The organism is Microcoleus sp. EPA2 (genome assembly GCA_020882975.1).
GTDB lineage: Bacteria > Cyanobacteriota > Cyanobacteriia > Cyanobacteriales > Microcoleaceae > Microcoleus.
This window is the reverse complement of the sequence record JAHRFD010000001.1, coordinates 69819-93678: the sequence shown is the minus strand read 5'-3', so window position 1 is coordinate 93678 and position 23860 is coordinate 69819. Positions and strand designations below refer to the sequence as shown.

The 23860-nt window shown below is 45.5% G+C and carries 21 protein-coding genes and 1 riboswitch; of the genes, 12 read left to right on the top strand and 9 right to left on the bottom strand.

What is annotated here, in order from left to right; genetic code table 11:
* Positions 1–55 precede the first annotated feature (55 nt).
* Complete coding sequence (locus AAFP14_RS00315) at positions 56–895, top strand: Uma2 family endonuclease (RefSeq protein ID WP_341730356.1); 840 nt, start codon at positions 56–58, stop codon at positions 893–895.
* 172 nt (positions 896–1067) lie between these two features.
* Positions 1068–1163, top strand: a riboswitch (TPP riboswitch).
* Between the two features lie 7 nt (positions 1164–1170).
* Positions 1171–2544, top strand: coding sequence for a phosphomethylpyrimidine synthase ThiC (gene thiC, locus AAFP14_RS00310; RefSeq protein WP_341730355.1), 1374 nt, complete (start codon positions 1171–1173; stop codon positions 2542–2544).
* 162 nt (positions 2545–2706) lie between these two features.
* Here thiC and dcm read toward each other — a convergent pair whose 3' ends face one another.
* The 4 genes from dcm to pyrE form a co-directional block, all read right to left on the bottom strand.
* The gene (dcm, locus tag AAFP14_RS00305; RefSeq protein ID WP_341730354.1) at positions 2707–3999 is read right to left on the bottom strand and encodes a DNA (cytosine-5-)-methyltransferase; all 1293 of its coding nucleotides are present in this window, start codon (positions 3997–3999) and stop codon (positions 2707–2709) included.
* Positions 4000–4052: 53 nt separating this feature from the next.
* Complete coding sequence (locus AAFP14_RS00300) at positions 4053–5105, bottom strand: restriction endonuclease (protein WP_341730353.1); 1053 nt, start codon at positions 5103–5105, stop codon at positions 4053–4055.
* A gap of 124 nt (positions 5106–5229) precedes the next feature.
* Positions 5230–5382 (bottom strand): hypothetical protein, encoded by a 153-nt coding sequence (locus AAFP14_RS00295; RefSeq protein WP_341730352.1) that lies wholly within the window; start codon positions 5380–5382, stop codon positions 5230–5232.
* 134 nt (positions 5383–5516) lie between these two features.
* On the bottom strand, positions 5517–6092 hold the full coding sequence (gene pyrE / locus AAFP14_RS00290) for an orotate phosphoribosyltransferase (protein WP_341730351.1): 576 nt from the start codon (positions 6090–6092) through the stop codon (positions 5517–5519).
* 84 nt (positions 6093–6176) lie between these two features.
* Here pyrE and AAFP14_RS00285 point away from each other — a divergent pair, with 84 nt between their 5' ends.
* The gene (locus tag AAFP14_RS00285; protein ID WP_341730350.1) at positions 6177–6698 is read left to right on the top strand and encodes a hypothetical protein; all 522 of its coding nucleotides are present in this window, start codon (positions 6177–6179) and stop codon (positions 6696–6698) included.
* 188 nt (positions 6699–6886) lie between these two features.
* Here AAFP14_RS00285 and AAFP14_RS00280 read toward each other — a convergent pair whose 3' ends face one another.
* Both AAFP14_RS00280 and AAFP14_RS00275 read right to left on the bottom strand, forming a co-directional pair.
* A complete protein-coding gene (locus AAFP14_RS00280; RefSeq protein ID WP_341730349.1) occupies positions 6887–7633 on the bottom strand; it encodes a pentapeptide repeat-containing protein in 747 nt (248 codons plus the stop codon).
* A 19-nt stretch (positions 7634–7652) separates the two neighbouring features.
* The gene (locus AAFP14_RS00275; RefSeq protein WP_341730348.1) at positions 7653–8297 is read right to left on the bottom strand and encodes a hypothetical protein; all 645 of its coding nucleotides are present in this window, start codon (positions 8295–8297) and stop codon (positions 7653–7655) included.
* A 275-nt stretch (positions 8298–8572) separates the two neighbouring features.
* Between AAFP14_RS00275 and AAFP14_RS00270 the strand changes: the two genes are divergently transcribed.
* On the top strand, positions 8573–8875 hold the full coding sequence (locus AAFP14_RS00270; protein WP_341730347.1) for a WGxxGxxG family protein: 303 nt from the start codon (positions 8573–8575) through the stop codon (positions 8873–8875).
* Positions 8876–9035: 160 nt separating this feature from the next.
* On the opposite strand, the gene AAFP14_RS00265 is transcribed toward AAFP14_RS00270, so the two are convergent.
* Complete coding sequence (locus AAFP14_RS00265; RefSeq protein WP_341730346.1) at positions 9036–10193, bottom strand: AAA family ATPase; 1158 nt, start codon at positions 10191–10193, stop codon at positions 9036–9038.
* A gap of 186 nt (positions 10194–10379) precedes the next feature.
* Here AAFP14_RS00265 and AAFP14_RS00260 point away from each other — a divergent pair, with 186 nt between their 5' ends.
* Positions 10380–11135, top strand: coding sequence for a DUF561 domain-containing protein (locus AAFP14_RS00260; RefSeq protein ID WP_341730345.1), 756 nt, complete (start codon positions 10380–10382; stop codon positions 11133–11135).
* Between the two features lie 104 nt (positions 11136–11239).
* On the opposite strand, the gene AAFP14_RS00255 is transcribed toward AAFP14_RS00260, so the two are convergent.
* Positions 11240–11884: a hypothetical protein gene (locus tag AAFP14_RS00255; protein ID WP_341730344.1), complete on the bottom strand. Its 645-nt coding sequence runs from the start codon at positions 11882–11884 to the stop codon at positions 11240–11242.
* Positions 11885–11968: 84 nt separating this feature from the next.
* On the opposite strand from AAFP14_RS00255, the gene AAFP14_RS00250 reads away from it, so the two are divergent.
* Both AAFP14_RS00250 and AAFP14_RS00245 read left to right on the top strand, forming a co-directional pair.
* Entirely contained in the window at positions 11969–12616 is a 648-nt protein-coding gene (locus AAFP14_RS00250; protein WP_341730343.1) for a DUF2301 domain-containing membrane protein, read from the top strand.
* A 161-nt stretch (positions 12617–12777) separates the two neighbouring features.
* Positions 12778–13431 carry an ElyC/SanA/YdcF family protein gene (locus AAFP14_RS00245; protein WP_341730342.1) on the top strand — a complete coding sequence of 218 codons (654 nt, stop codon included), beginning with the start codon at positions 12778–12780 and terminating at the stop codon, positions 13429–13431.
* A gap of 305 nt (positions 13432–13736) precedes the next feature.
* Here AAFP14_RS00245 and hisD read toward each other — a convergent pair whose 3' ends face one another.
* Positions 13737–15050: a histidinol dehydrogenase gene (hisD, locus tag AAFP14_RS00240; protein WP_341730341.1), complete on the bottom strand. Its 1314-nt coding sequence runs from the start codon at positions 15048–15050 to the stop codon at positions 13737–13739.
* 726 nt (positions 15051–15776) lie between these two features.
* On the opposite strand from hisD, the gene rpsT reads away from it, so the two are divergent.
* The 5 genes from rpsT to AAFP14_RS00215 all read left to right on the top strand — a co-directional run bounded on the left by rpsT (position 15777) and on the right by AAFP14_RS00215 (position 23672).
* Positions 15777–16076 carry a 30S ribosomal protein S20 gene (gene rpsT, locus AAFP14_RS00235; protein WP_341730340.1) on the top strand — a complete coding sequence of 100 codons (300 nt, stop codon included), beginning with the start codon at positions 15777–15779 and terminating at the stop codon, positions 16074–16076.
* Between the two features lie 156 nt (positions 16077–16232).
* Entirely contained in the window at positions 16233–17012 is a 780-nt protein-coding gene (locus AAFP14_RS00230; protein WP_341730339.1) for a TatD family hydrolase, read from the top strand.
* An 818-nt stretch (positions 17013–17830) separates the two neighbouring features.
* Positions 17831–21220: a DNA-directed RNA polymerase subunit beta gene (gene rpoB / locus AAFP14_RS00225; protein ID WP_341730338.1), complete on the top strand. Its 3390-nt coding sequence runs from the start codon at positions 17831–17833 to the stop codon at positions 21218–21220.
* A 142-nt stretch (positions 21221–21362) separates the two neighbouring features.
* Positions 21363–21518: a hypothetical protein gene (locus AAFP14_RS00220; protein ID WP_341730337.1), complete on the top strand. Its 156-nt coding sequence runs from the start codon at positions 21363–21365 to the stop codon at positions 21516–21518.
* A gap of 279 nt (positions 21519–21797) precedes the next feature.
* Complete coding sequence (locus tag AAFP14_RS00215; protein ID WP_341730336.1) at positions 21798–23672, top strand: DNA-directed RNA polymerase subunit gamma; 1875 nt, start codon at positions 21798–21800, stop codon at positions 23670–23672.
* The last annotated feature ends 188 nt before the right edge of the window (positions 23673–23860 follow it).

Sequence of the window (23860 nt, the reverse complement as noted above, 5' to 3'; positions counted from 1 at the left end):
CAAAATTTTATAGTTGCTATATAATAAGTGTAATTCCTCAAATAGCGCAAGTTTTATGACTATTGCCAAATCATTTGAATTGGAAGTCACCCATCTCCCAGACCACACTGAATTACCAGAGTCGGATGGTACTTTTGTGAAAAATTTTCAAGAACTTCCTCAAAGGATTATTCTCACTGATTCACTCCGGCCAATATTGCAACAAATTCATCCTGATGCACGGTACCGCATCGGTCAAGATTGCGGGATTTATTGGCGTTTAACTGAGCCTCTGGAACGGGGTGCAGAAGCACCTGATTGGTTTTATGTACCGAATGTTCCCCCACTATTAAATGGTGAGGTGCGACGTTCTTATGTATTGTGGAAAGAATATGTTGCACCGCTGATTGTTTTGGAATTTGTATCGGGGAATGGTGCAGAAGAGCGAGATAGAACGCCACCGCCTGAATTAGGACAAGCAGAAGAACAAAAGGTGGGCAAATTTTGGGTTTACGAGCAGGCAATCCGCGTACCTTTTTACGGGATTTATGAAGTAAAAAAAGCTGCTGTAGAAATGTATCATTTACAAGATAATCGCTATCAGCTAATGAGTGCAAATGAGCGAGGTCACTATCCAATTCCTCAGCTTGGAGTTGAGTTGGGAATTTGGCAAGGTGAATATGATGAGATGAATTTGCCTTGGTTACGTTGGTGGGATAGTGAAGGTAATTTGTTGTTAATTGGGGAAGAACGTGCGGAAAAAGAACGCCTTCGCGCAGAACGAGAGCGTCTTCGTGCTGGAGAAGAACATCTTCGGGCAGAGGAAGAAAAACTTCGCGCAGAGGAAGAAAAACAACGGGCCGATCGCCTAGCAGCAAAATTGCGCGAAATGGGAATTAATCCTGATGAAGTCTGAGGGTTTTTTCCGGTGTTAAATGGGGGTACGATCGCACTTTGGGCAACTCTAGAAATATCAGAAGTCTGGAAAGTGCGATCGCAGTTCCCATCTTCCCATCGCCTCAGTCATCCTCCTTATTAAGATTTGCTTAATTGCTTACATCCGGTACAGACATCAGTGTTATTATTAATAGCTTAGCTAGGGGTGCCCGAAAATCCGGGCTGAGAAACACCCTTAGAACCTGAGTCTGGGTAATACCAGCGGAGGGAAGCTGTTTATCAAGGAAATCAAATATGCGTACCGAATGGATCGCTAAGCGTAGCGGGCAGAGCAATGTAAGTCAAATGCACTATGCCCGCCAAGGTGTAATTACTGAAGAAATGCACTACGTCGCTAAGCGAGAAAATCTCCCGGCCGAACTCATCCGCGCCGAAGTAGCCCGCGGACGGATGATTATTCCAGCTAATATCAATCACCCGAATTTGGAACCAATGGCGATCGGCATCGCCTCCAAGTGCAAAGTCAATGCTAATATCGGTGCATCTCCCAACTCTTCCAATATGGCAGAAGAAGTTGACAAGCTGAAATTAGCAGTTAAATACGGTGCTGATACCGTCATGGACTTGTCCACCGGTGGTGGTAATCTGGATGAAATTCGTACTACCATTATCAAAGCTTCACCAGTGCCGATCGGCACAGTACCAATTTACCAAGCTCTAGAAAGCGTTCATGGTAAGATGGAAAGTCTCACCGCCAATGACTTTCTTCACATCATTGACAAACACGCTCAACAAGGTGTTGATTACCAAACTATCCACGCCGGAATTCTGATTGAGCATTTACCATTAGTCAAAAATCGGATTACTGGCATTGTTTCGCGCGGTGGCGGCATTTTGGCCCGGTGGATGCTACATCATCACAAACAAAATCCCCTCTACACTCACTTTAACGACATCATTGAAATCTTCAAAAAATACGATGTTTCGTTTAGTTTGGGAGATTCTCTGCGCCCCGGTTGCACCCACGATGCCTCCGATGCCGCTCAATTAGCTGAACTCAAAACTTTGGGACAATTAACTCGCAAAGCTTGGGAACATGACGTGCAGGTAATGGTAGAAGGCCCAGGCCACGTTCCCATGGATCAAATTGAGTTTAATGTCAAGAAACAAATGGAGGAATGTTCCGAAGCACCCTTCTATGTTTTGGGACCCTTGGTGACAGATATTGCGCCCGGTTATGACCATATCACTTCGGCGATCGGCGCAGCAATGGCTGGTTGGTACGGCACTGCCATGCTGTGCTATGTAACACCCAAAGAACACCTCGGTTTACCCAATGCTGAAGATGTCAGAAATGGGCTGATTGCCTATAAAATTGCGGCTCACGCTGCTGACATTGCGCGGGGTCGTCCGGGTGCACGAGACAGAGACGACGAACTCTCAGCAGCCCGTTACAACTTCGATTGGAACCGTCAATTTGAGCTGTCTTTAGATCCAGAACGGGCCAAGGAATATCACGACGAAACTTTACCAGCAGATATCTACAAAACTGCTGAATTCTGTTCGATGTGTGGGCCTAAATTCTGTCCGATGCAGACGAAAGTTGATGCCGATGCTTTGACAGAATTGGAAAAATTCTTGGCTAAGGAACCTGTGGCGCAACGCTAACCGGATTGATTGGTAGGGCGGGCATTTCCCGCCTTACTTACCCAGAGTAATTTGGAATTATTTTACCACAGAGAGCGCAGAGAGCGCAGAGAAAGAACCCAGAGGGATGAATAATTTGGATACCAATGGCTTTTATCTTATACATTCGCTGCTTGATGTTGATTAAACTACATTTAGCCAAGGAACTTGTTTTGCAGAATATAAGACATTCTGAATAACTTCTTCAGCAACAGCTTTAACTACATTGACGCTGACACTGTTACCCATTTGATGATAGGCTTTATCATCATTGGAATGCAAAGTAAAAGTATCTGGAAAGCCTTGTAAACGCGCCGCTTCACGGGGCGTAATTCTGCGAACTCGGTGATGATGATAAATTCCTAATCTATTAGCATCGCTAGCAACAACTGTGACGGAAATTTTAGCTGGATCGAGAAACTTATACACTTCAAAGGAAAAGTTACCCGATACAGGTTTGTAAAGTTGATTATGCCGTTGCAGGTACTTTTTTGTTACCAGAGAATCCAGAATTTCATCGAGATTGGGATGAGCAAAAAAAGTAGCTATTTGCTCTTTTGTCAACAGCTTCCCATCTTGGTGGTTCCCAAATTCTTTATTCCGCCTTTTCAAGATAAAAAGATTCATCAATTCAATTTCTGCGACACTGCACTCCCCTCGCAAACCCAATTCCCAAGAATGAATGGAATTGCCACCACGATAGTCGATTAGCCGCATTCCGTGCAAGCGATTGAGGTCATTGTTAACGATTTGTTTCAAAGCCTTGACAAATTCTGGGGAACAATCATATTTTGCATCTGGATTATCTTCTAATATGTCTGCAACTGTGACAGGTTTATTTAAGGGATAAAATAATGAGAGTTGTTGATGGCTAGAGGAATGGGAATCTTTTGGTCCCAAGTCGGAAATTAAGTTATATTGGGGAACAGTATTTAAAACTCCGACTAAGTAAACTCGGACGCGGTTTTGAGGTAAACTGAAGTTAGAGCTGTTGAGTACAAAATAATCGAAGCTATAACCTCGGCTGGTCATTTCGCCTTTGATAGTTTCTAGGGTTTGTCCGCTGTCGTGGGAGACAAGTCCCCGCACATTCTCGAAAATAAATGCTTGAGGTTTGAAAGTGTCAATCAGTCGTACAATCTCAAAAAACAGCGTGCCTCTGGTGTCTCCAAAGCCTGCTTTTTTGCCTGCGTAGGAGAAAGATTGGCAAGGAAATCCTGCTAGTAAAATGTCATGGTCTGGGAGTTGGTCAATTAGTCGGATGTCGCCTGAAGGTCGATCTCCAAAATTGAGCTGGTACACTGATTGAGCGTCGGGATTGATTTCGCTACTTAATACGCATTCTGTTTGAATATTCAAGGAACTAGCGGCGGATTCAAATCCTAATCTCATGCCGCCTATTCCTGCAAATAAGTCAATGAAACGGATTTTTTTCATAGTAATTTTAGTTAGTTTAGATTTTCACACGCTTTCTTAAGCATAGCATCTCTTTACTCATTGTTAGGCGCAAAGTAATCCGTCAAGAACTCGCAAAGTACATTAAGTTCATTATGGGAAAATGCAACTGTGCAATGACTATATGTACACAAGGTTCTGATTGCATTTTCTCTTTCAAAGTTACCAGCACCATCAATGACATAAGCCATTTTATAACCTGCATTTTCAATTTGCTCGAATCTAGATCTTGCTTGTCCAGCTTTACGTTCAATTACACTATTTGTTGTTACCTGAAAGCTAATCTCTATTGCAACAAACTTATCTTGTTTAGAAATAACCAGATCAAATGTTGTTAGTCCTTTTTCGCTTTCTTGGTCGGTATGTCTAACGCCTGGTAAATGACCGTTAGGTCTAATAGCGATATCTATAATTCCTAAATTATCTTGCAAGTATTCTTTGACAAAGTTTTGAGCGATTTGACCTAAAGTATTTGATTGTGACCCAGAAGTTATCCGGCTAACCCAGATATATCGTTGTTTAATAAACTTATTTAATTTATCGGGTTGACCTAAGTAATTACCAATTTCACATTTGGCTAAAACCTCAGCGCTTTTTTCATTCATTGAACTAGCACCGAATAAAAGAATCATTATTAAATCTTTGTGTACGAAAGATAGAGATTGATTTTGGAGTATATTTTTACCGTCAATCCCTAATTTATTATTTGTTAGTTGACCTGTTACTGGTAAGGAAGTAAATTGATAAGAGTAAGTTTGCAGATTCCAAAGGTAATCTAATCTATTTAATGGGAAGAGAGAATTAAATTGACTATTCACTCTTTTGATCATTTCTCCCCCAAAGTCTGCCAGTACAATTAAATGCTTCAGGAACATATTTGCTGAAAGTGTTGAAGAGTCTACTATTTGAAATAATCCGCTTAACTCCGAAACAGTGACGCTAAGAATAGCAATAAATTGATCTTGAGTTTCTATCAATTTTGGTATGACACTCAGTTCTGCTTCCTTTTGAGATAAGTCGGAAGGCCAAAACATAGAAGCTAACTCACGGATTTCTTCAACTGTTCTTCTGTAATTTTGATTTGACATTTTGGGTTTTGTGTGGTAGTGAGTGATGTGAGTTTGATGCGATCGCCCGCCGTTCTCTCTATTAAATGTTCGGCGGCAGTTGACGCGATTCTTCTGGGGAGGAGGCTGGCGATCGCACTTTTGCCTATTTCTTAGCAGCCATCCACTTTTGCAGATCCTTAATCGTAAACACCGCCTCAAAATCCAAGCCAACAGAGCGATAAAATCTCATGCCACCTATTCCTCCGAATAAGTCAATGAAACAGATTTTTTGCATGGCGATTAAGCGGGCAGTCAAACCTCAGATATTCTACTATTTTTTGATCGAGGCAGAGCCTCTAGATATTCATTACCAGGCAGAGCCTGGTAACTAGCATCTTCTTCTTCTTTCTCTTCCTTCGCGTTCTTCGCGCCTTCGCGGTTGCTTAAATCTTAGGACTTATTAGCCATCCACTCCTGAATATCCTTAATCGTAAACACCGTCTCAAAATCTAACCCAACAGAGCGATAAAACTCGGCCCCACCTTGCTCTCTATCGATCAGAGACAAAATGCGATCGACCTTATAACCCGCACCCCGCAGCCTCTCCACCGCCTGCATCGCCGACTTACCCGTCGTCACCACATCCTCCAAAACCACCACTTTCGCACCCTCAGACAGCGTTGGCCCCTCAATATACGCCATTGTTCCATGTCCTTTGGCTTCCTTTCTGACAATCAAAGCTGGTATTGGTCGATCGCCCAAAGCCGAAACCACACTCACCGCAGTTACAATTGGATCGGCCCCCAAAGTCAAACCAGCCACAGCCTCCACATCCGCCGACAGCATCGACAACAGCAACCTCCCCGTCGCCAAAGCACCTTCAGGATGCAGAGTCACCGGTTTGCAGTTAATGTAATAGGAGCTTTTTTGTCCCGAAGACAACACAAAATCCCCCTCACGATAGGCAAAAGAACACAACAAATCCAAAAGTCGATCGCGCCCCACCTTCAAATCTTCAACATTCATAACTGACACCGTGTACAAAACAAGAATAATCTGCCGATAATCAGTCTATATTGGAACCGTAATTAATTTAGAAGCTTGAATATCATGGGCCACAAGTTAAAAAGCTTAAGTAGTATATTGATGATGACAGCCGTTTCTGCCACCTTGGCATCCGTGAAACCAGCCCAAGCAGAACCAGCCAGATTTCACCCTATCTCCGACGATTTCAATCGGCAATTCTTTCAGAGCTCAGGAGACTTTTACCACAACGTCAGCCTCCAAGGTTACTTCGGCGACTATTTAGGCATCGGTTCCCCCAGCGGCGTAGTTGCCTTTCCCGAAAAAGAAATCGAGCGGGACGCTAGTCGCGTCAACGGCTTTTACCGACAAATGATGCAGCGCCAAGTTTCCAGCGATCCAATTCTCCGGGTTCCAGATGCAGTCAATCCCTTCGACTCCTCCGTAATGGCACTGCCTCCAGCTTGCCAATTCGCACCCCAGCCCAGTGGCTGTTTCCCTACTGCTACCGGAGTGCAAGAACAGTTGCCCACTTCCGAGCAACAGCCACAAGCAGTGCCGGGCCCTGTTAGAGGGTTGTATCAAATATCACCCAATCGCCGAAATTAAGGGCCTAGGATTTATAGCAGAAGTTCTAAGTCATTGGTTACTTGTTAGTTGTTAGTTGTTAGTTGCGGTACCCGCTCAGCTTCGCCTATGCAAAATCGGGATGCTCCCTCAGCTTCATCGAATGGTTACTTGTTATTTCTAATAACTAATAACCAATAACTAATAACTAATAACTAATAACCAATAACTTAGAGAACAATACTACCATCCGGCATCATAGTTTTGGTCAAAATAGCTTCCGATAAATTGGCTCCTTTCAAATTGGCTCCTCTCAGATTCGCCCCCGCCAAATTAGCTCCACTCAAGTCAGCTTTGCCAAGGTTTGTCCACCGTAAATCAGCACCTTTCAACTGAGAAAAACTCAGATTAGCCCTAAAAAGATAAGCTCCCGTTAGGTGAGCTTCTACGAGATTAGCTTTATAGAAATTAGCACTATAAAAATGCGCCTCAATCAACTCTGCTTGACTGAGATTAGCTTGACTCAGATTAGCATTATTCAAGTTGGCTCCTGTCGCCTTAACTCCACACATCACCGTACCGATTAAACTAGCATCTGCTAAATCGGTATTTTGGAGATTGGCTGCGCTCATATCTGCCCCGATTAAATTTGCTAGACTCAAATCGGCTCCTCTCAAGTCGGCTTCCTGGAGGTTGGTTCCAGTTAAATTAGCTTTGACTAAGTTTGTTTCGAGCAGTAGGGTACCTGCTAGATTTGCTAGACTGAGATTAGCTTCAGTGAGGTTGGCTGCAATCAATTTAGCTTTGAATAAGTCGATTTTAAACAGGTTCGATCGCCCAAGATGCGCGCCTCGCAGATTTGCTTCCGCCAGGTTTGCTTCACTCAGATCTGGCTCGATATCTGGGTGAATATTTCTCCATTCAATCCAGGTTACAGCACCCCGTTTCAGCAGTGCCAAATGCTCTTTATTTGCCATAATTACTCTCCTTTAATGGCTATTCTTTTCGTCCAAAAATTGCTGGATTGTCCCGACCGGCCACACCTTCAATTGCCGCAATTGCCGCCTGGGAACCTGCGATAATATCTCGTTCTGCTCCGCCTAGGTACAGCCGTCCAAAACTGCCTACAGCCTGAACCTCTAGAATATTAATAGATGCGCCTTTTTCGGCTTCATTTGCCGCTAGTGCAGCATAGGCTGCGGGTTCTACTTCTAATACGTAAAGCGTTTGTCCCGCCAGCAGTAATTGTCCCCGGCGGGTGCGGTTAATTAATTGCGTTTGGTGGGCGTCGATGTTGCGAATAATTTGGCTGGAAATAACTCGCGGTTTGATACATTCTTCTCTGCGAACTCCGATGAATTCTAGAATCGCTTTTCCCGCAGCCCTGGTTTCCCCCTGCTGGCTTGAATGCACTTCCAGAAGACCGTACAAGCGTTCGACTATCTGTACTCCTGGGCGCACAGAGGCAGATTTGAGGGCGACATCGGTAATTCGGTTAATTTCGATACCGGGCGAGATTTCTATCCACAGCGACGCATCCCCCGGTAGCGGCAAGAATCCGGCCGCGACAGTGCCTATGTATGCTGCGTGCTGTGGCTGTAAGTTGTCTAGAAAGACGTAGCTGCGTAGCTCTATGCCCAAAAGTTTTTATCTCCGTCGATCGATCTGCAACTGTTTTCCTTGCAATATCTGAGTGTACCGCACGGTTGACTTGTTTTCTTCCTTGTCCAATCAGATTCCCCTACCCCTATATCCGCTGTTGATGCTACACACTAGGGTTCGATGGAGTGGGTAATGGACCTATAGTAATAGCTGGAATTTACCACAGTTTATAGCTACAGGTGGATTTTACTGGAGTTGGCGATCGATATAGTAGTGATAGTTAAAGATTTTGCCCACACACAGCATTTTTAGTTATGAAACGTTCTGATTTATCTAAAGTTATTGGTGCAGGAATTATTGCTGCTGGTTTAGCCATTGTACCAGCTAACTTGCCTGCTGCTGCTCAGACCAATACAGCTCCTGGTACTAACAGCACTACAACTACCACAACTCCTGGCTCCGATGTTTACCGTACAGAGTCCGATCGCGATTTTGACTGGGGATGGTTGGGATTGCTCGGTTTGTCTGGTTTGTTCGGTTTGATGCCCCGCAAGGAAACAGAAACTGTCAACTACACTACTACCGATCGCGACCCCTCTGTTCGCACTGAATACTAATCCTACTTTAGGATGTTGGCTGTGAGCATTATACAGGGACAGGGTTTTTTCACCTGTGCGATCGTAAATAGGAATTTCTTGACCTCCATCTTTGGGGGTCTTTTGTTTTAGGGATGAGGTCAAGGAATCAATTCACCGTCACACAAAGATAAAATAGTATTCAGAACGGTCTGCCTCCAATGATATTCATTGCCCAAAGCTGATCCAAGCTATAATCTTTTAACCAGTGTTCTAAGTCTATAGAGTCAGCCCAAGTTAGAGTCGCCAAACCATCTTCAGAATCACAAACTAGCACCTCATGAGGTTGTAAAAATCGGATTAGGCGATCGGAATGAGTTGCGACAATTAATTGAGTTCTTTGAGAAGCTTCTCTCATAGCATGAGCTAGTAGTTGTAACAACTCTGGATGTAAACTAACTTCCGGCTCATCAATCAGCGTGATAGCAGTCAAATCTCGACTTTGTAGTAGAGTTATTAACCACAGAAACCGCAGTGTTCCTTCGGAGAGTTGGTGCATATAAAAAGGATAAGAAAAATTTCTATCCTTCCAAGTCATAGCCAAAGTTCCTGCCGCTACTGGCGGAAAACTCAACCTTTCAAAATCAGGAAATGCCGCAGCAAGCGTATCTTCGATAATTTCAAATCGATTTCGATCGGTTTCTCGCAGATAATAGAGGCATGAAACTAAATCTTCTCCCTTACTACCGGGCAAAGTTGCAGGCCGCATCGATTGAGGTAAACGGATGGGACTTTGAGGCGATAAATTTAATTCCCATGCTTTATAGAAGCTACATGAAGCTAAATTTTGCCTCAAGGTTTCCGGTTCCCGATACATCTTAGGAACTTGGGCGAGGGATGTTTCGTAAGGATTGTGTTGCCAGTTTGGGCTTAGTAGCTTTTCATCTTCTGGACTAAAATATCTGACATCTAAACCGCGAGATTCAATATATTTAAAAGGTTGAACAGCATCGGGATTGCGCTGTTGAATGAGGGTTTCTAAACCAATTTCATAGAACTGACCTTTGGTTGCGATTTTTAGATAATAGTTGAGGGGTTCCTGATTCTCTATAGGCATCAATAAGGAGATTGATACGCTATCAGCCCGGTCTACTGTTACAATCTGACTTAGACCGCCTAATTCGGAAATTTTTGATTGTAACTGACCCTTGGCTGATGCTGCTAGAAGTGAGAATATTTCTAAAAAAGAACTTTTCCCAACACCGTTAGCACCAATCATCACTGTCAGAGGTCGCATTTCCACCTCTGCTGAAAACAAACGGCGAAACCCATCGATCTTTAGACGCTCAAATGTGTTCATATTTTTGGTACTTGAGCTTGTAGAATCTTAATATGCACAATTTTACTCCGCCCGAACGCTTTTTTCCATAATGTCTACAAATTGCGATAGTCACTAGGTAATTAAGAATTAATTATTAAAAATCACCAAGTGCTCAAGTCTGTGTCAAAATGATTTTACGAAATTTTCTAAGTTGGAAAACTAACGATGACTGTAAATCCTAAATTGCAGCGCGCATTTGAGCAAGGCCGCGCCCTGAAAATTATCAGCGGTTTGAATAATTTTGATGCCGCCAGAGTTGCGGCTGTTGTCAAAGCAGCGGATCTCGGCGGTGCAACATTTGTTGATATTGCAGCCGATCGCGATTTGGTAATCATGGCAAAAACATTGACAAATTTGCCAATTTGTGTATCGGCGGTGGAACCCGAAAAGTTTGTCTCTGCGGTAAAAGCCGGTGCAGATTTGATTGAAATTGGTAACTTTGACTCTTTCTACGCTTCAGGTCGCCGCTTTGAAGCTGAAGAAGTTTTGGAGTTGACTCGCCAAACTCGATCGCTACTTCCCAACATCACCCTTTCTGTAACTGTTCCCCATATTTTGACCTTGGACCAACAGGTGCAATTAGCCACAGAATTAGTCAAAGCTGGCGCTGATATTATCCAAACAGAAGGCGGTACGAGTGCTCAACCAGTTCACGCCGGCACTTTGGGATTGATTGAAAAAGCAGCGCCTACTTTAGCCGCCGCCTTTGAAATTTCCCGCGCCGTATCGGTTCCGGTACTTTGCGCTTCTGGCATCTCCAACGTCACAGCACCCCTGGCTATTGGCGCCGGTGCAGCGGGTATTGGTGTCGGTTCTGCCATCAGTCAACTTAATAGCGAAGTCGCGATGATCGCCGCTGTTCGCAGTTTGGTTGAAGCTTTAGCCAAGGTAGAGCGATCGCACTTAGCTACTTCCATTTAAACAGCTTCCAACTGATATCTTTTAGCATTGTCCAGAATAGGCTGGAAGGCCTATTCTACTCGTTACCAGGCTCTTCCTGGTAACGCAGATGCTTTGGATCTGCCTCAATGATTGATAAACCACAGTGAATAATCATCCAAAAAAACCTTATTTGGGGAGTTTTCATCACTGGTTTTTAAATTTACTAAAGGCAACACAAATTCTAGGTTATCGCTGACACGCTTTACCTCTACAAGGATGCCATTTTTCTGATAAACAGCATCCTTAAACTGTTTGATTTCAAAGATATCTGTGTAAGAAGATTGAGTTTTTGTGGTTTTTTTATATTCTTTTTTGTTGCCCGAATCACTACCCAAATCTTCTTCCCAAATAAACAATTCTCTGCCTGTGACATTACAGGGTAATTCCAAATGTTTTTTGAGGTATGCTAAATAGGTAAGGAGATTTTTAATACCGACTTCAATACTTTGAGAATTCAATATTTGAGCAATTCTCTGCTCGAATTGTTGGAGATCTAACAGGGTAATTCCATCTATACCTGTGACCATTGCGTGTTTAATTAAGTTAAATTCAGGGATTTCCATCAATAGACGCTGAAGGCTATTTAGTGGTTTCTGCTTTCTACCTGCTACAATAGTTTCATCAAGTTGAATCGGAGGAAGCTCTGCTTCGGAAGCTAGGGATTTGCTCTGGTTTGGACCCTCGTCAAATTTAGGCTTTTTAAATCTAGGCTTGTCAAATTTAGACATAACTGGAGCTGGTTGTACTGGTTTATCAATAAAGTATATCTTGACCTAAGTACATTCGTCTGTAATACATAGGAGGAAGCTGCGATGCAACTATTAAAATCCCCTGAAGAATCCGCAGTCTATCAAGGGCAATTTGGCGAGTTTACGATTACTCAAAACGATCGCACGGGTGTGCTAATTTACCGTGCAGCGTTAGGGGTAGCTGCCACTTGTTGGGCGATCGGCACTACCCTCGTACTGCAACAGGGGGACAACCCAACCGCCATCCAAGCAATCACGCCGATTTTTGCTGGTTTCTGGATAGCTTTAGGCGTTAGTTTGGCAACTATTCATATTTACATGATTGCCTTACACCGACTGTTACAAGTATTTTGGGCGATCGGCGGCGCGGCCGCACTTTTTGTCGCCATACAAAGCACAGAACCCCTAGCTTTAGCAGTTTACGAACATCCAGCAACTTTGTGGGGAATTGGTTTTATTTTTGCCGCCTTAAATGGCATCTATTTCAAAGAAGCTTTCTGTTTCAATCGCTTAGAAACTAAGTTTTTGACCCCCGGAGTTCCGTTCTTAATTCTCGGACATATTTGCGGTTTTATTTCACAGGAAAACGAACAGTTATTACTCGCTGTTTGGGCAGTTTTGTTTATCATATTTGCCGTCCGTAAGTTTTTTCAACCTATCCCCCAAGATATTGGTGACAAAAGCGTGTTTGACTACCTCAAAAATCAATAATTATTGAAGCATAATCCTAGATACACCAAAACCAAATAAACCAGGTTTTTTGCAGCTTTTGGGTGTTGGAATGAAGTATTAAGCCAAAAACCTGGTTTCTGACAACCCGTGGCTAAGTCGTAAATAATTACAGTATCTGGTTTTTTTGGGTAACACAGACCATGAAAATCCGTCTCCTACGTCGGCGAGAAAAGTGGGCAATTACCAGGGAAGGTTGGGTAATTGCAATCATGGGATTAATAATTTCAATGATGTTTATAGTTAAAAATATCCATCCGTTTTTGGCGGTAAATTCGCCCGTGAAAGCAGATATTTTGGTGGTAGAAGGCTGGTTGCCAGATTACGCGATCGAAAGTGCGATCGCCGAATTCAAAAAAGGCAAATATCGCCAACTAATTACCACAGGAATTCCCTTAAGTAAAGGCTACTACTTAGCTGAATATAAAAATTATGCTGAACTCACTGCGGCCACTTGCATTGCCCTCGGATTCGATCGCGATAAAATCATCGCAGTACCCGCAGCCAATGTCCTCAAATATCGTACTGCTGCTTCGGCGATCGCACTTAAAGAATGGCTTGCTACCTCAGCTTTAAAAGTGGATGCCATTAATCTGTATTCTTTTGGAAGTCACGCCCGCCGAAGTTGGCTCATCTTTAAACAAGTCCTGCATCCAGAAACTCAAGTGGGAATTATCGCAGCAGAACCCCAAGATTACAATCCTCAAGAATGGTGGAAATCTAGCGAAGGTTTTCGCATAGTAACAGGAGAAATTATTGCTTATATTTACGCCATTTTTGTAGATTGGAAAATTTAGCTAAAACCCTAGATATTTTGTTCAAGGGTTTGATAATTCCTCGATTGCCCAATACATATCTGAATTATTCAGATGCTACCGGATTTGATATCATATAAAATCCTCTCTTAATCGGAATTATTAAACTCTCTCTTCTCTTCCTTCGCGTACTTCGCGCCTTCGCGGTTAAATCATTCCGATACAACCGGATTTGATATCAAACCCCAACAGCCTCACGCAGCCTCAAGCGTTTTTGGTCCCACACTATATCACTTCGATTAGTGTGGGTACTTCCGTCTGTTTAGCTAAAATTTACTCTTTAGAACCTAAAATTCTACATCCTCGTCGTTTTCAGTCCGCAGTCGCACCGAATCAGCATGAGAAGGCAAACCCTCAGCTTCGGCCAAAACATTAATCGCCTTAGCCATCTTTTTCAGTGCAGTCGGCGAATATTCAATCAAACTCGAATGCTTCATAAAAGTTTCGACACAAAGTGGTGAAGCATAGCGAGGAGCTCCTGAAGTCGGCAAAGTATGATTCGGTCCCGCCAAATAGTCTCCTACCGCTTCCGGTGTCGAGTAGCCCAAGAAAATCGCCCCCGCGTGGCGAATTTGCTCTAGTAACGCCCAGGGATCTACAACTTGCAATTCCAAGTGTTCGGGAGCAAACTCGTTGGAGAGTTCCGCCGCCGCCTTGAGAGACTCAACTACCACGACTAAACCATAATTAGCGATCGCCTTTTCAGTTAAAGTCCGGCGTGGGTGATTTGCCAACTGTCTGTCTACCTCAGCCACCACCTTCCTCGCCAGCACGGAATCCGCCGTCAGCAAAATCGCCGACGCCATCGAATCATGTTCAGCTTGAGCCAACATATCCGCAGCGACGTGGACGGGGTTAGCATCCCCATCAGCGATAATCAGCACTTCCGACGGGCCAGCCAGAGAATCAATCCCTACAGTCCCGTAAACCAGTTTTTTCGCTAGAGTAACGTAAATATTCCCTGGTCCAGTAATTAAATCCACCTTGGGAATAGTTTCCGTACCGTAGGCCAAAGCCGCGATCGCCTGAGCTCCACCTACGCGATAAATTTCATCAACTCCCGCTTCCTGAGCCGCTACAAGCACCGCAGGATTCATTTTCTTTTCCTGTCCGGGGGGAGTACACATCACCAGTCTCGGCACTTTAGCGACCTTAGCAGGTACCGCATTCATGATCACCGAACTGGGATAGGATGCCTGACCGCCGGGGATGTAAATTCCCGCGCGATCGACCGCAGTATAGCGCTTGCCCAAAACCACCTCATCCGAGCCAAACTGTACCCAAGACTTGGGGACGCGCTGTCGGTGAAACGCCTCTACCTGTTTGCAAGCTGTGCGGATGGCACTTAATAATTCTTTGGGCACCTGCTGGTAAGCAGCGTCCAATTCAGAGCCACTCACGCGTAAATCTTCCGCATTTAGGGTCATGCGGTCAAATTCAGCGGTGTAGTGCAGCAGGGCCTTATCGCCTTTGCGCTTTACAGCTTGCAGCACCTCCCGCACGGTGGCTTCTTTGTGAACAACAAGTTCGTCATGGGTGCGATCGCAGATTCGTCGCAGTTCAGCTTGTGCCTCAACCCACTGAGTAATGATTCGCAGCATGGAGATTCGGAATGCCTTCCTTAGGAATTGCCCGCCTGAGAACCGGGTGGCGATGGAGAGGAGAGAAGAGGGGAGCAAGAGGGGGGAGAGGGAGAGCCGGAGAAGGGGGGAGAATGGGAGAACGGGAGAAATTGTCTTCTGCCTTTTGCCTTCTGCCTTGTACCTTTTGCCTTCTACCTTTTGCCTTTTGCTTTCTGCCTTCTGCCTTCTGCCTTCTGCCTTCTGTAAATGCTTCTTGCCGAAGCTAGAATAACCCGTACTCTTTGTTATAGCTTAACTTGGATTTTTCCGGGAATCACATTTTGAGCAGAATATGTGCTATGTTAGTTTTTCTGACGTAATTTTTTTATAAAAAACCCTCAAATATTGTATACTCGAAAATTGCGCGCAATAAACCGTTACTTGCATTGACCATTGTAGTTTGGTCTCCATCGGGTTAATCGGTCAGCGTCAAACTCAGTGCCCGCAAGGCGCAGATCTAAGCGATGCCAGTGAGTATAGTCACTGGGTTGTTTAACCTTCGGAAGCCGAGCCGAGCCAAGGTTGGGTTAAATCAACCTCTACTATTACAGGAAGCATCCTGTTTGGGTAAATCGGCTCGCTGAATCAATCATCTCAGTGTCTTCAGACCTGAGAGTCTCAAAAACTAGAGAAATCAGAGATTTTTCGGGAAATTTCTCTGGTTGAGGCAAGTATCAATGAATACCTACTTCCATCAACAGAACTATGGCAAATATTAAGTCCGCCGTTAAACGAGTCAAAATCGCTGAACGCAACCGCTTGTACAACAAATCTTACAAGTCAGCAGTAAAAACCCTGATGAAGAAGTATTTTGCAGCGGTTGAAAAATACGCAGCCAGTCCGAGTCCTGAGTTAATGCAAGAAGTGCAACAGCGGATGTCTGAGGCTTACAGCAAAATCGACAAAGCAGTCAAAAAAGGTGTACTCCACCGTAACAATGGCGCTCGCAAAAAGTCGCGCTTGGCGAGAACTCTCAAACCCCATGAAGTATCCGTAGCATCTTAAAGAAGCAGGAAGCAGTGATGAGTTAGTTGTTATTTGTGACTGGTTGTTGGTTTTAATAGCCAAGAACGGATAGCAGATAACCAAAAGCCAACTCTCCCCCTGTCCTTCTTCAAAATCGCTCACCCACTATTGTTTTGACTTGTACTTGTCTCGCTCATGCAGCTCATCGACACCCACGTTCATATCAACTTTGATACGTACAAATCTGAGTTAGAAGCCATTCGAGAACGCTGGCGGGAAGCTGGAGTAGTTCGTTTGGTTCATTCTTGTGTAGAGCCAGAAGAGTTTGCCGGAATTCAAGCAATCGCCAATCGGTTTGCTGAAGTATCCTTTGCCGTAGGCCTCCACCCCCTAGACGCAGGGAAGTGGACAGAGGAGACTGCAAACCAGATTAGGGAATTGGCGAGTCAAGATGCCAGAGTAGTGGCGATCGGCGAAACCGGATTAGACTTTTACAAAGCCGACGATCGAGAACATCAGTTCAAAGTATTTGAAGCACAACTCGCGATCGCCCAGGAACTAGACAAACCGGTGATCGTCCACTGTCGTAACGCAGCCGCCCCCATGGCAGAAATGCTGAGGGAATTTTGGCAAACTCGTGGCCCGGTACGCGGAGTCATGCACTGCTGGGGAGGAACACCAGAAGAAACCCAGTGGTTTTTAGACCTGGGTTTCTACATCAGTTTTAGTGGGACTGTCACCTTTAAAAAAGCCTTGCAAATACAAGAATCAGCTTGTATGGTAAATAGCGATCGGCTCCTAGTCGAGACAGATTCGCCCTTTCTCGCCCCCGTACCAGAACGGGGAAAACGCAACGAACCAGCCTTCGTGTACCACGTAGCCGCGCAAGTTGCTAAATTGAGAGGAGTTTCTCTCTTAACTGTGTCCCAGCAGACAACAGAAAATGCCTGTAGGCTATTCGGCCTTTCACTTTAACTAAAGCCGAACAGAGGAAGGAGGAAAAAAGCCAGTCCCAAAAGAAGCAAGGTAGATTAACAGTAAGACTTTTTCTAAAATATGCTAACAATAGCTTAGATTTGGTAGATGTCTTTATGCGATCTAGAAACTATCGGTAGAGCAGTAAATTCACCTAATTAAACCAAAAATACAGATGAGTAAAAAGCTGGCTGCATAAGTCTTCTTCTTTCTTCATGACACGATTCGTGACCTGAAACCTGCAAGCTCCCGTAGTCGAAGGGTCGAAGAGCCTTATGCCTTCTACTTACTGCCATCGATCGCCAGGAAACGGCATCAGTCGGCACCACGAATATGTTATCGTTTGAAGTTGGCCATCGATCGGATTTGCGCCCTATAATCAAAAGAACAAGGCGATCGAGCGTTGGCGCACTACTAGGGCAATAGCAGTTTCTCGGAAACTACAAGCGAAAGTTAGTATTGCATCAGCCAGTCTGACCAAACAATCAACTAATACACCGGAAAAATACACATCTAAAAAACTGAGACTCTCAGAAATTTGGCAATAGCTGAAAAGTCAATTCTAGGAATGAAATGTGTAAGGAATTAAAAATAGAACACCCAGAGATCGGAACCAAAAGGCTATCGATCGAAGCCAAAATGAGCAATAATCCGCTGCGAGCTACCCGCAAACATAACCGTTGCAGTAGTTGGTGAGCGATGGAAAACATCATATAAATTCTCTCACACAATCTCTCAAAAAAACGAAAGCAAGGTAAAAAATGCCCCGGTTGGGCACCATGTAAAAAGCTAGAGCTTGCTCAGGAAAAAGGACACCCATGACCAGTAAAGATTACACAGAATTCGCATTCACCTTGCCCGACCTGATCGAAATCCAGCGGGCAAGTTTTCGCTGGTTCCTAGAAGCCGGACTGATCGAAGAACTAGACAGTTTCTCCCCCATCACAGACTACACAGGGAAGCTAGAACTCCACTTCATCGGCAAAGACTTCAAACTGAAGCGCCCCAAGTATGATGTAGACGAAGCCAAACGACGGGACAGTACCTACTCAGTACAAATGTACGTCCCCACCCGTTTGATTAACAAAGAAACAGGCGAAATCAAAGAACAAGAAGTCTTCATCGGCGATTTGCCCTTGATGACCGAACGCGGGACCTTCATTATCAACGGCGCAGAACGAGTCATTGTTAATCAAATCGTGCGTTCCCCAGGCGTTTACTACAAATCAGAAACAGACAAAAACGGTCGCCGTTCCTACAACGCATCTCTGATCCCCAACCGTGGCGCATGGCTGAAATTTGAAACCGACAAAAACGATTTAGTCTGGGTCAGAATCGACAAAACCCGCAAACTCAGCGCCCAGGTATTGCTCAAAGCCCTCGGACTCACAGATGGCGAAATCTACGACAGTTTGCGCCATCCCGAATACTTCCAAAAGACGATCGAAAAAGAAGGACAATTCGGCGAAGAAGAAGCCCTGATGGAGCTCTACCGCAAACTAAGACCGGGGGAACCCCCCACGGTAGCAGGCGGCGAACAATTACTCAATTCCCGATTCTTCGACCCCAAACGATACGACTTGGGCAGAGTAGGACGCTACAAGCTCAACAAAAAGTTGAACTTGACCGTCCCAGACACAGTGCGCGTGTTGACATCCCAGGATATCCTGACCGCGATCGACTATTTAATTAACCTCGAATTCGACATCGGCTCCACAGACGACATCGACCACCTAGGAAACCGTCGCGTCCGAAGTGTCGGAGAACTGCTCCAAAACCAAGTCAGAGTAGGACTCAACCGCCTAGAACGAATCATTCGCGAAAGAATGACCGTTTCCGATTCCGACTCCCTAAGTCCCACATCCCTGGTCAATCCAAAACCCCTAGTAGCAGCCATCAAAGAGTTCTTTGGCTCTTCCCAGCTATCGCAGTTTATGGATCAGACCAATCCCTTGGCAGAACTGACCCACAAACGCCGCCTATCCGCCCTAGGACCAGGAGGTCTCACCCGCGAACGCGCAGGCTTTGCAGTTCGGGATATTCACCCGTCCCACTACGGTCGGATTTGCCCCATCGAAACACCAGAAGGCCCCAACGCCGGACTCATCGGCTCCCTAGCAACCCACGCCAGAGTCAACCCCTACGGCTTCATCGAAACCCCTTTTTACCCAGTCGAAAAAGGAAAAGTGCTGCGAGACAAAGCTCCCGTTTACATGACAGCCGATGAAGAAGATGATTTGCGGGTTGCACCGGGGGACATTAGCCTCGATGAAAACAACAACCTCCTCGGCGAAACCGTAGCCGTCCGCTACCGTCAGGAATTCACCACGACGACACCCATGCAAGTGGACTACATGGCAATTTCGCCAGTCCAAATCGTTTCCGTCGCCACATCACTAATTCCGTTCCTGGAACACGACGACGCGAACCGAGCTCTGATGGGTTCCAATATGCAGCGCCAAGCAGTGCCATTGCTCAAACCAGAACGACCACTCGTGGGTACAGGTTTGGAAGCTCAAGCAGCGCGAGATTCCGGGATGGTGGTGGTTTCCCGCACCAACGGAGAAGTTGTCTACATCGATGCCACCAGAGTAATCGTCAAATCCCTAGACCCCGATGCTGAATCCCCTTCATCGGAAGAGTTGTTTATGATTCGGGATTATGATGAGCTCAGGACGAGAAATCCTTCGGCTTTTAAACAAAAGTATGCTGGCTGCATCGAACATGAGTTACAAAAGTATCAGCGTTCTAACCAGGATACCTGCTTGAATCAGCGTCCTTTGATCTATGAGGGCGATCGCGTTGTAGCCGGTCAAGTCCTCGCCGATGGTTCCTCCACCGAAGGCGCAGAACTCGCCCTAGGACACAACATCCTCGTAGCCTATATGCCCTGGGAAGGCTACAACTACGAAGACGCGATGTTGATTAGCGAACGCCTGGTCTACGAAGATGTTTATACTTCAATTCACATTGAAAAGTATGAAATCGAAGCCCGCCAAACCAAACTCGGCCCTGAAGAAATCACCCGTGAAATTCCCAACGTCGGCGAAGACGCACTACGACAATTAGACGAACAAGGAATTATCCGCAAAGGGGCTTGGGTAGAAGCTAGCGACATTTTGGTCGGTAAAGTAACTCCCAAAGGTGAATCAGACCAACCCCCAGAAGAAAAACTGTTGAGGGCTATTTTTGGCGAAAAAGCCAGAGATGTCCGCGACAATTCCCTGCGCGTTCCCAACGGTGAAAAAGGCCGCGTTGTAGACGTGCGGGTGTTCACCAGAGAACAAGGCGACGAACTACCTCCTGGTGCAAACATGGTAGTCCGAGTTTATGTCGCCCAAAAGCGCAAGATTCAAGTCGGAGACAAAATGGCAGGCCGCCACGGCAATAAGGGTATTGTGTCTCGGATTTTGCCCATGGAAGATATGCCCTATTTGCCCGACGGGACACCGGTGGATATGGTGTTGAATCCCCTAGGCGTACCGTCACGGATGAACGTGGGTCAGATTTTTGAGTGCTTGCTCGGCTGGGCTGGGGAAAATCTGTCGATGCGGTTTAAGATGGTGCCTTTCGATGAAATGCACGGGGCTGAGAAGTCTCGCGAAACCGTCCACGGCAAGTTGCAAGAAGCGCGGGAAAAAACAGGCAAACCCTGGGTGTTTGATGAAAAACATCCAGGCAAGACTATTGTCTATGATGGTCGCACTGGTGAGCCGTTCGATCGCCCTGTGACAGTCGGCATCGCTTATATGCTCAAACTCGTCCACTTGGTAGATGACAAGATTCACGCCCGCAGCACCGGACCTTACTCGTTGGTAACACAACAACCTTTGGGTGGTAAAGCTCAGCAAGGCGGACAGCGGTTTGGGGAAATGGAAGTGTGGGCCTTGGAAGCTTTTGGGGCTGCTTATACTTTGCAGGAGTTGTTAACTGTCAAGTCCGATGATATGCAGGGCAGAAATGAGGCTCTAAATGCGATCGTCAAAGGTAAGGCAATTCCCCGCCCCGGTACTCCAGAATCTTTCAAAGTGTTGATGCGAGAATTGCAATCTTTGTGTTTAGATATTGCTGTTCATAAAGTCAACACATCCGATGATGGTAGCGAACACGTAGAGGTAGATTTGATGGCAGATGTCGGTGGCAGGCGATCGCCCTCTAGACCAACCTATGAATCCCTTTCCCGTGATGAACTAGACGAAGATATGTAGGGGTTGGAGATAGTAGATTTGAGATTTTGAGCAACACTAAACCCAAAGTCTCAAATCAACCATCTCAAATAGAAAACCTCAACATTGTTCGTACCACAGGTAAGATTGCAAATCAACGCTCCAAAAGGGAGAGACGCTGAACATGACCATTGCAAAAGTTGTCCCAGCAATTGATGAAAAAGCAATTCACCGCTCAACAGGCTGTATTAATTGGCAAAAAATAAGTTGGGCAACCATTCCGCACCCAAGCATAACCACAGCAATCAGAATGGAAAAACAAAATTTAGTTATTAGTTAGTAGTTAGTGGCGGTGCCAGCCAGCGTAGTCGAAGGCTTAGTGGTTAGTGGTGGCGCGCCGTGCCCTTGGACTCCCTGCTTGGAGCGGCGGAGCTCCAGACCAGGAACCACTTAGTTGAAGGCTCGAAGTGTTGTATGTTAGGGGAAGAACAAATAACCCATAACTAATAACTAATAACTAATAACTAATAACCCATAACTAACAACCTCCCCATCACAAATTCACCCAGGCTCAAACCCTTGAGCAAACAAAAAAAGTAAATTATCAATTGGAGTCACAATGGCTAAATTAGAACAACGCTTTGATTATGTCAAAATAGGATTAGCATCCCCAGAAAGAATTCGCCAGTGGGGAGAAAGAACTTTACCAAACGGTCAAATAACTGGAGAAGTAACAAAACCAGAAACAATTAATTATAGAACCTTAAAACCAGAAATGGATGGCTTATTTTGTGAGCGGATTTTTGGGCCGGCGAAGGACTGGGAGTGCCATTGTGGGAAATATAAGAGAGTGAGACATAGGGGAATTGTTTGCGAAAGATGTGGGGTGGAAGTAACGGAGTCGCGGGTGCGCCGTCATAGGATGGGGTTTATTAAGTTGGCGGCACCGGTGGCCCATGTTTGGTATCTGAAGGGTATTCCTAGCTATATGGCAATTTTGTTGGATATGCCTTTGCGGGATGTGGAGCAGATTGTTTATTTCAATGCCTATGTGGTGTTGAATGCGGGGAATGCGGATAAGTTGCAATATAAGCAGTTGTTGACGGAGGATGCTTGGCTAGAAATTGAGGATGAATTGTATAGCGAGGATTCGACTCTGACGGGAGTGGAAGTGGGAATTGGGGCGGAGGCGTTGCAGGTTTTGTTGCAGAATATTCCTTTGGAGTCGGAGGCGGAAAAACTGCGGGAGGATATTGCGAATGCGAAGGGGCAGAAGCGGGCGAAGTTGATTAAACGATTGCGGGTAATTGATAATTTCATTGCTACTGGTTCGCAGCCGGATTGGATGGTGTTGTCGGTGATTCCGGTGATTCCTCCAGATTTGCGGCCGATGGTGCAGTTGGATGGGGGACGGTTTGCTACTTCGGATTTGAATGATCTTTATCGGCGGGTGATTAATCGGAATAATCGGTTGGCTAGGTTGCAGGAGATTTTGGCGCCGGAGATTATTATTCGGAATGAGAAGCGGATGTTGCAGGAGGCGGTGGATGCGCTGATTGACAATGGGAGACGAGGTAGGACTGTGGTGGGGGCGAACAATCGGCCGCTGAAGTCTTTGTCGGACATTATTGAGGGGAAACAGGGTAGGTTCCGCCAAAACTTGTTGGGTAAACGGGTGGATTATTCTGGTCGTTCGGTGATTGTGGTGGGGCCGAAGTTGAAGATTCACCAGTGTGGATTGCCTAGGGAGATGGCGATCGAGTTGTTTCAACCTTTTGTGATTCACCGGTTGATTCGTCAGGGGTTGGTGAACAATATCAAGGCTGCGAAGAAGATGATTCAGCGGGGTGATGCTGGGGTGTGGGAGGTGTTGCAGGAGGTGATTGAGGGTCATCCGGTGATGTTGAATCGGGCTCCTACTTTGCACAGGTTGGGGATTCAGGCTTTTGAGCCGATTTTGGTGGATGGGAGGGCGATTCAGTTGCATCCTTTGGTTTGTCCGGCTTTTAATGCGGATTTTGATGGGGACCAAATGGCGGTGCACGTTCCTTTGTCGTTGGAGTCTCAGGCGGAGGCGAGGTTGTTGATGTTGGCTTCTAATAATATTATGTCGCCGGCGACGGGAAGACCGATTGTGACTCCTTCTCAGGATATGGTTTTGGGTTGCTATTATTTGACGGCGGATAATCCTCATGGGCAGAGGGGGGCTGGTCGGTTTTTTGCGAATTTGGATGATGTGGTGGTTGCTTATGAGCAGAAGGTTGTGGATTTGCATTCTTATGTTTGGGTGAGGTTCCAGGGGGTTATTGAGAGTGGGGAACCGGAGGGGGAGCCTTTGAAGATGGAGCGATCGCCTGGGGGTATTGTGACTAAGGAGTATAAGTTTCGTCGGGTTCGGGAAGATGAGGAGGGGAATGTGATTAATCAATATATTCGGACTACTCCGGGGAGGGTTATTTATCATCAGACGATTTTGTCGGTGATAAATAATTAGGGTGATGGTTGATGGTTGATGTGGAGTCGGTTGTTAACTGTTTGCTAAAAAAAGGTGACGTTTTGATACCAATTTTTTATGATGCTGCATGGAATTCCGATCCCCCCTAACCCCCCTTAATAAGGGGGGGACAAGATGCTTCTTCAAGTCCCCCTTATTAAGGGACAAGATGCTTCTTCAAGTTCCAC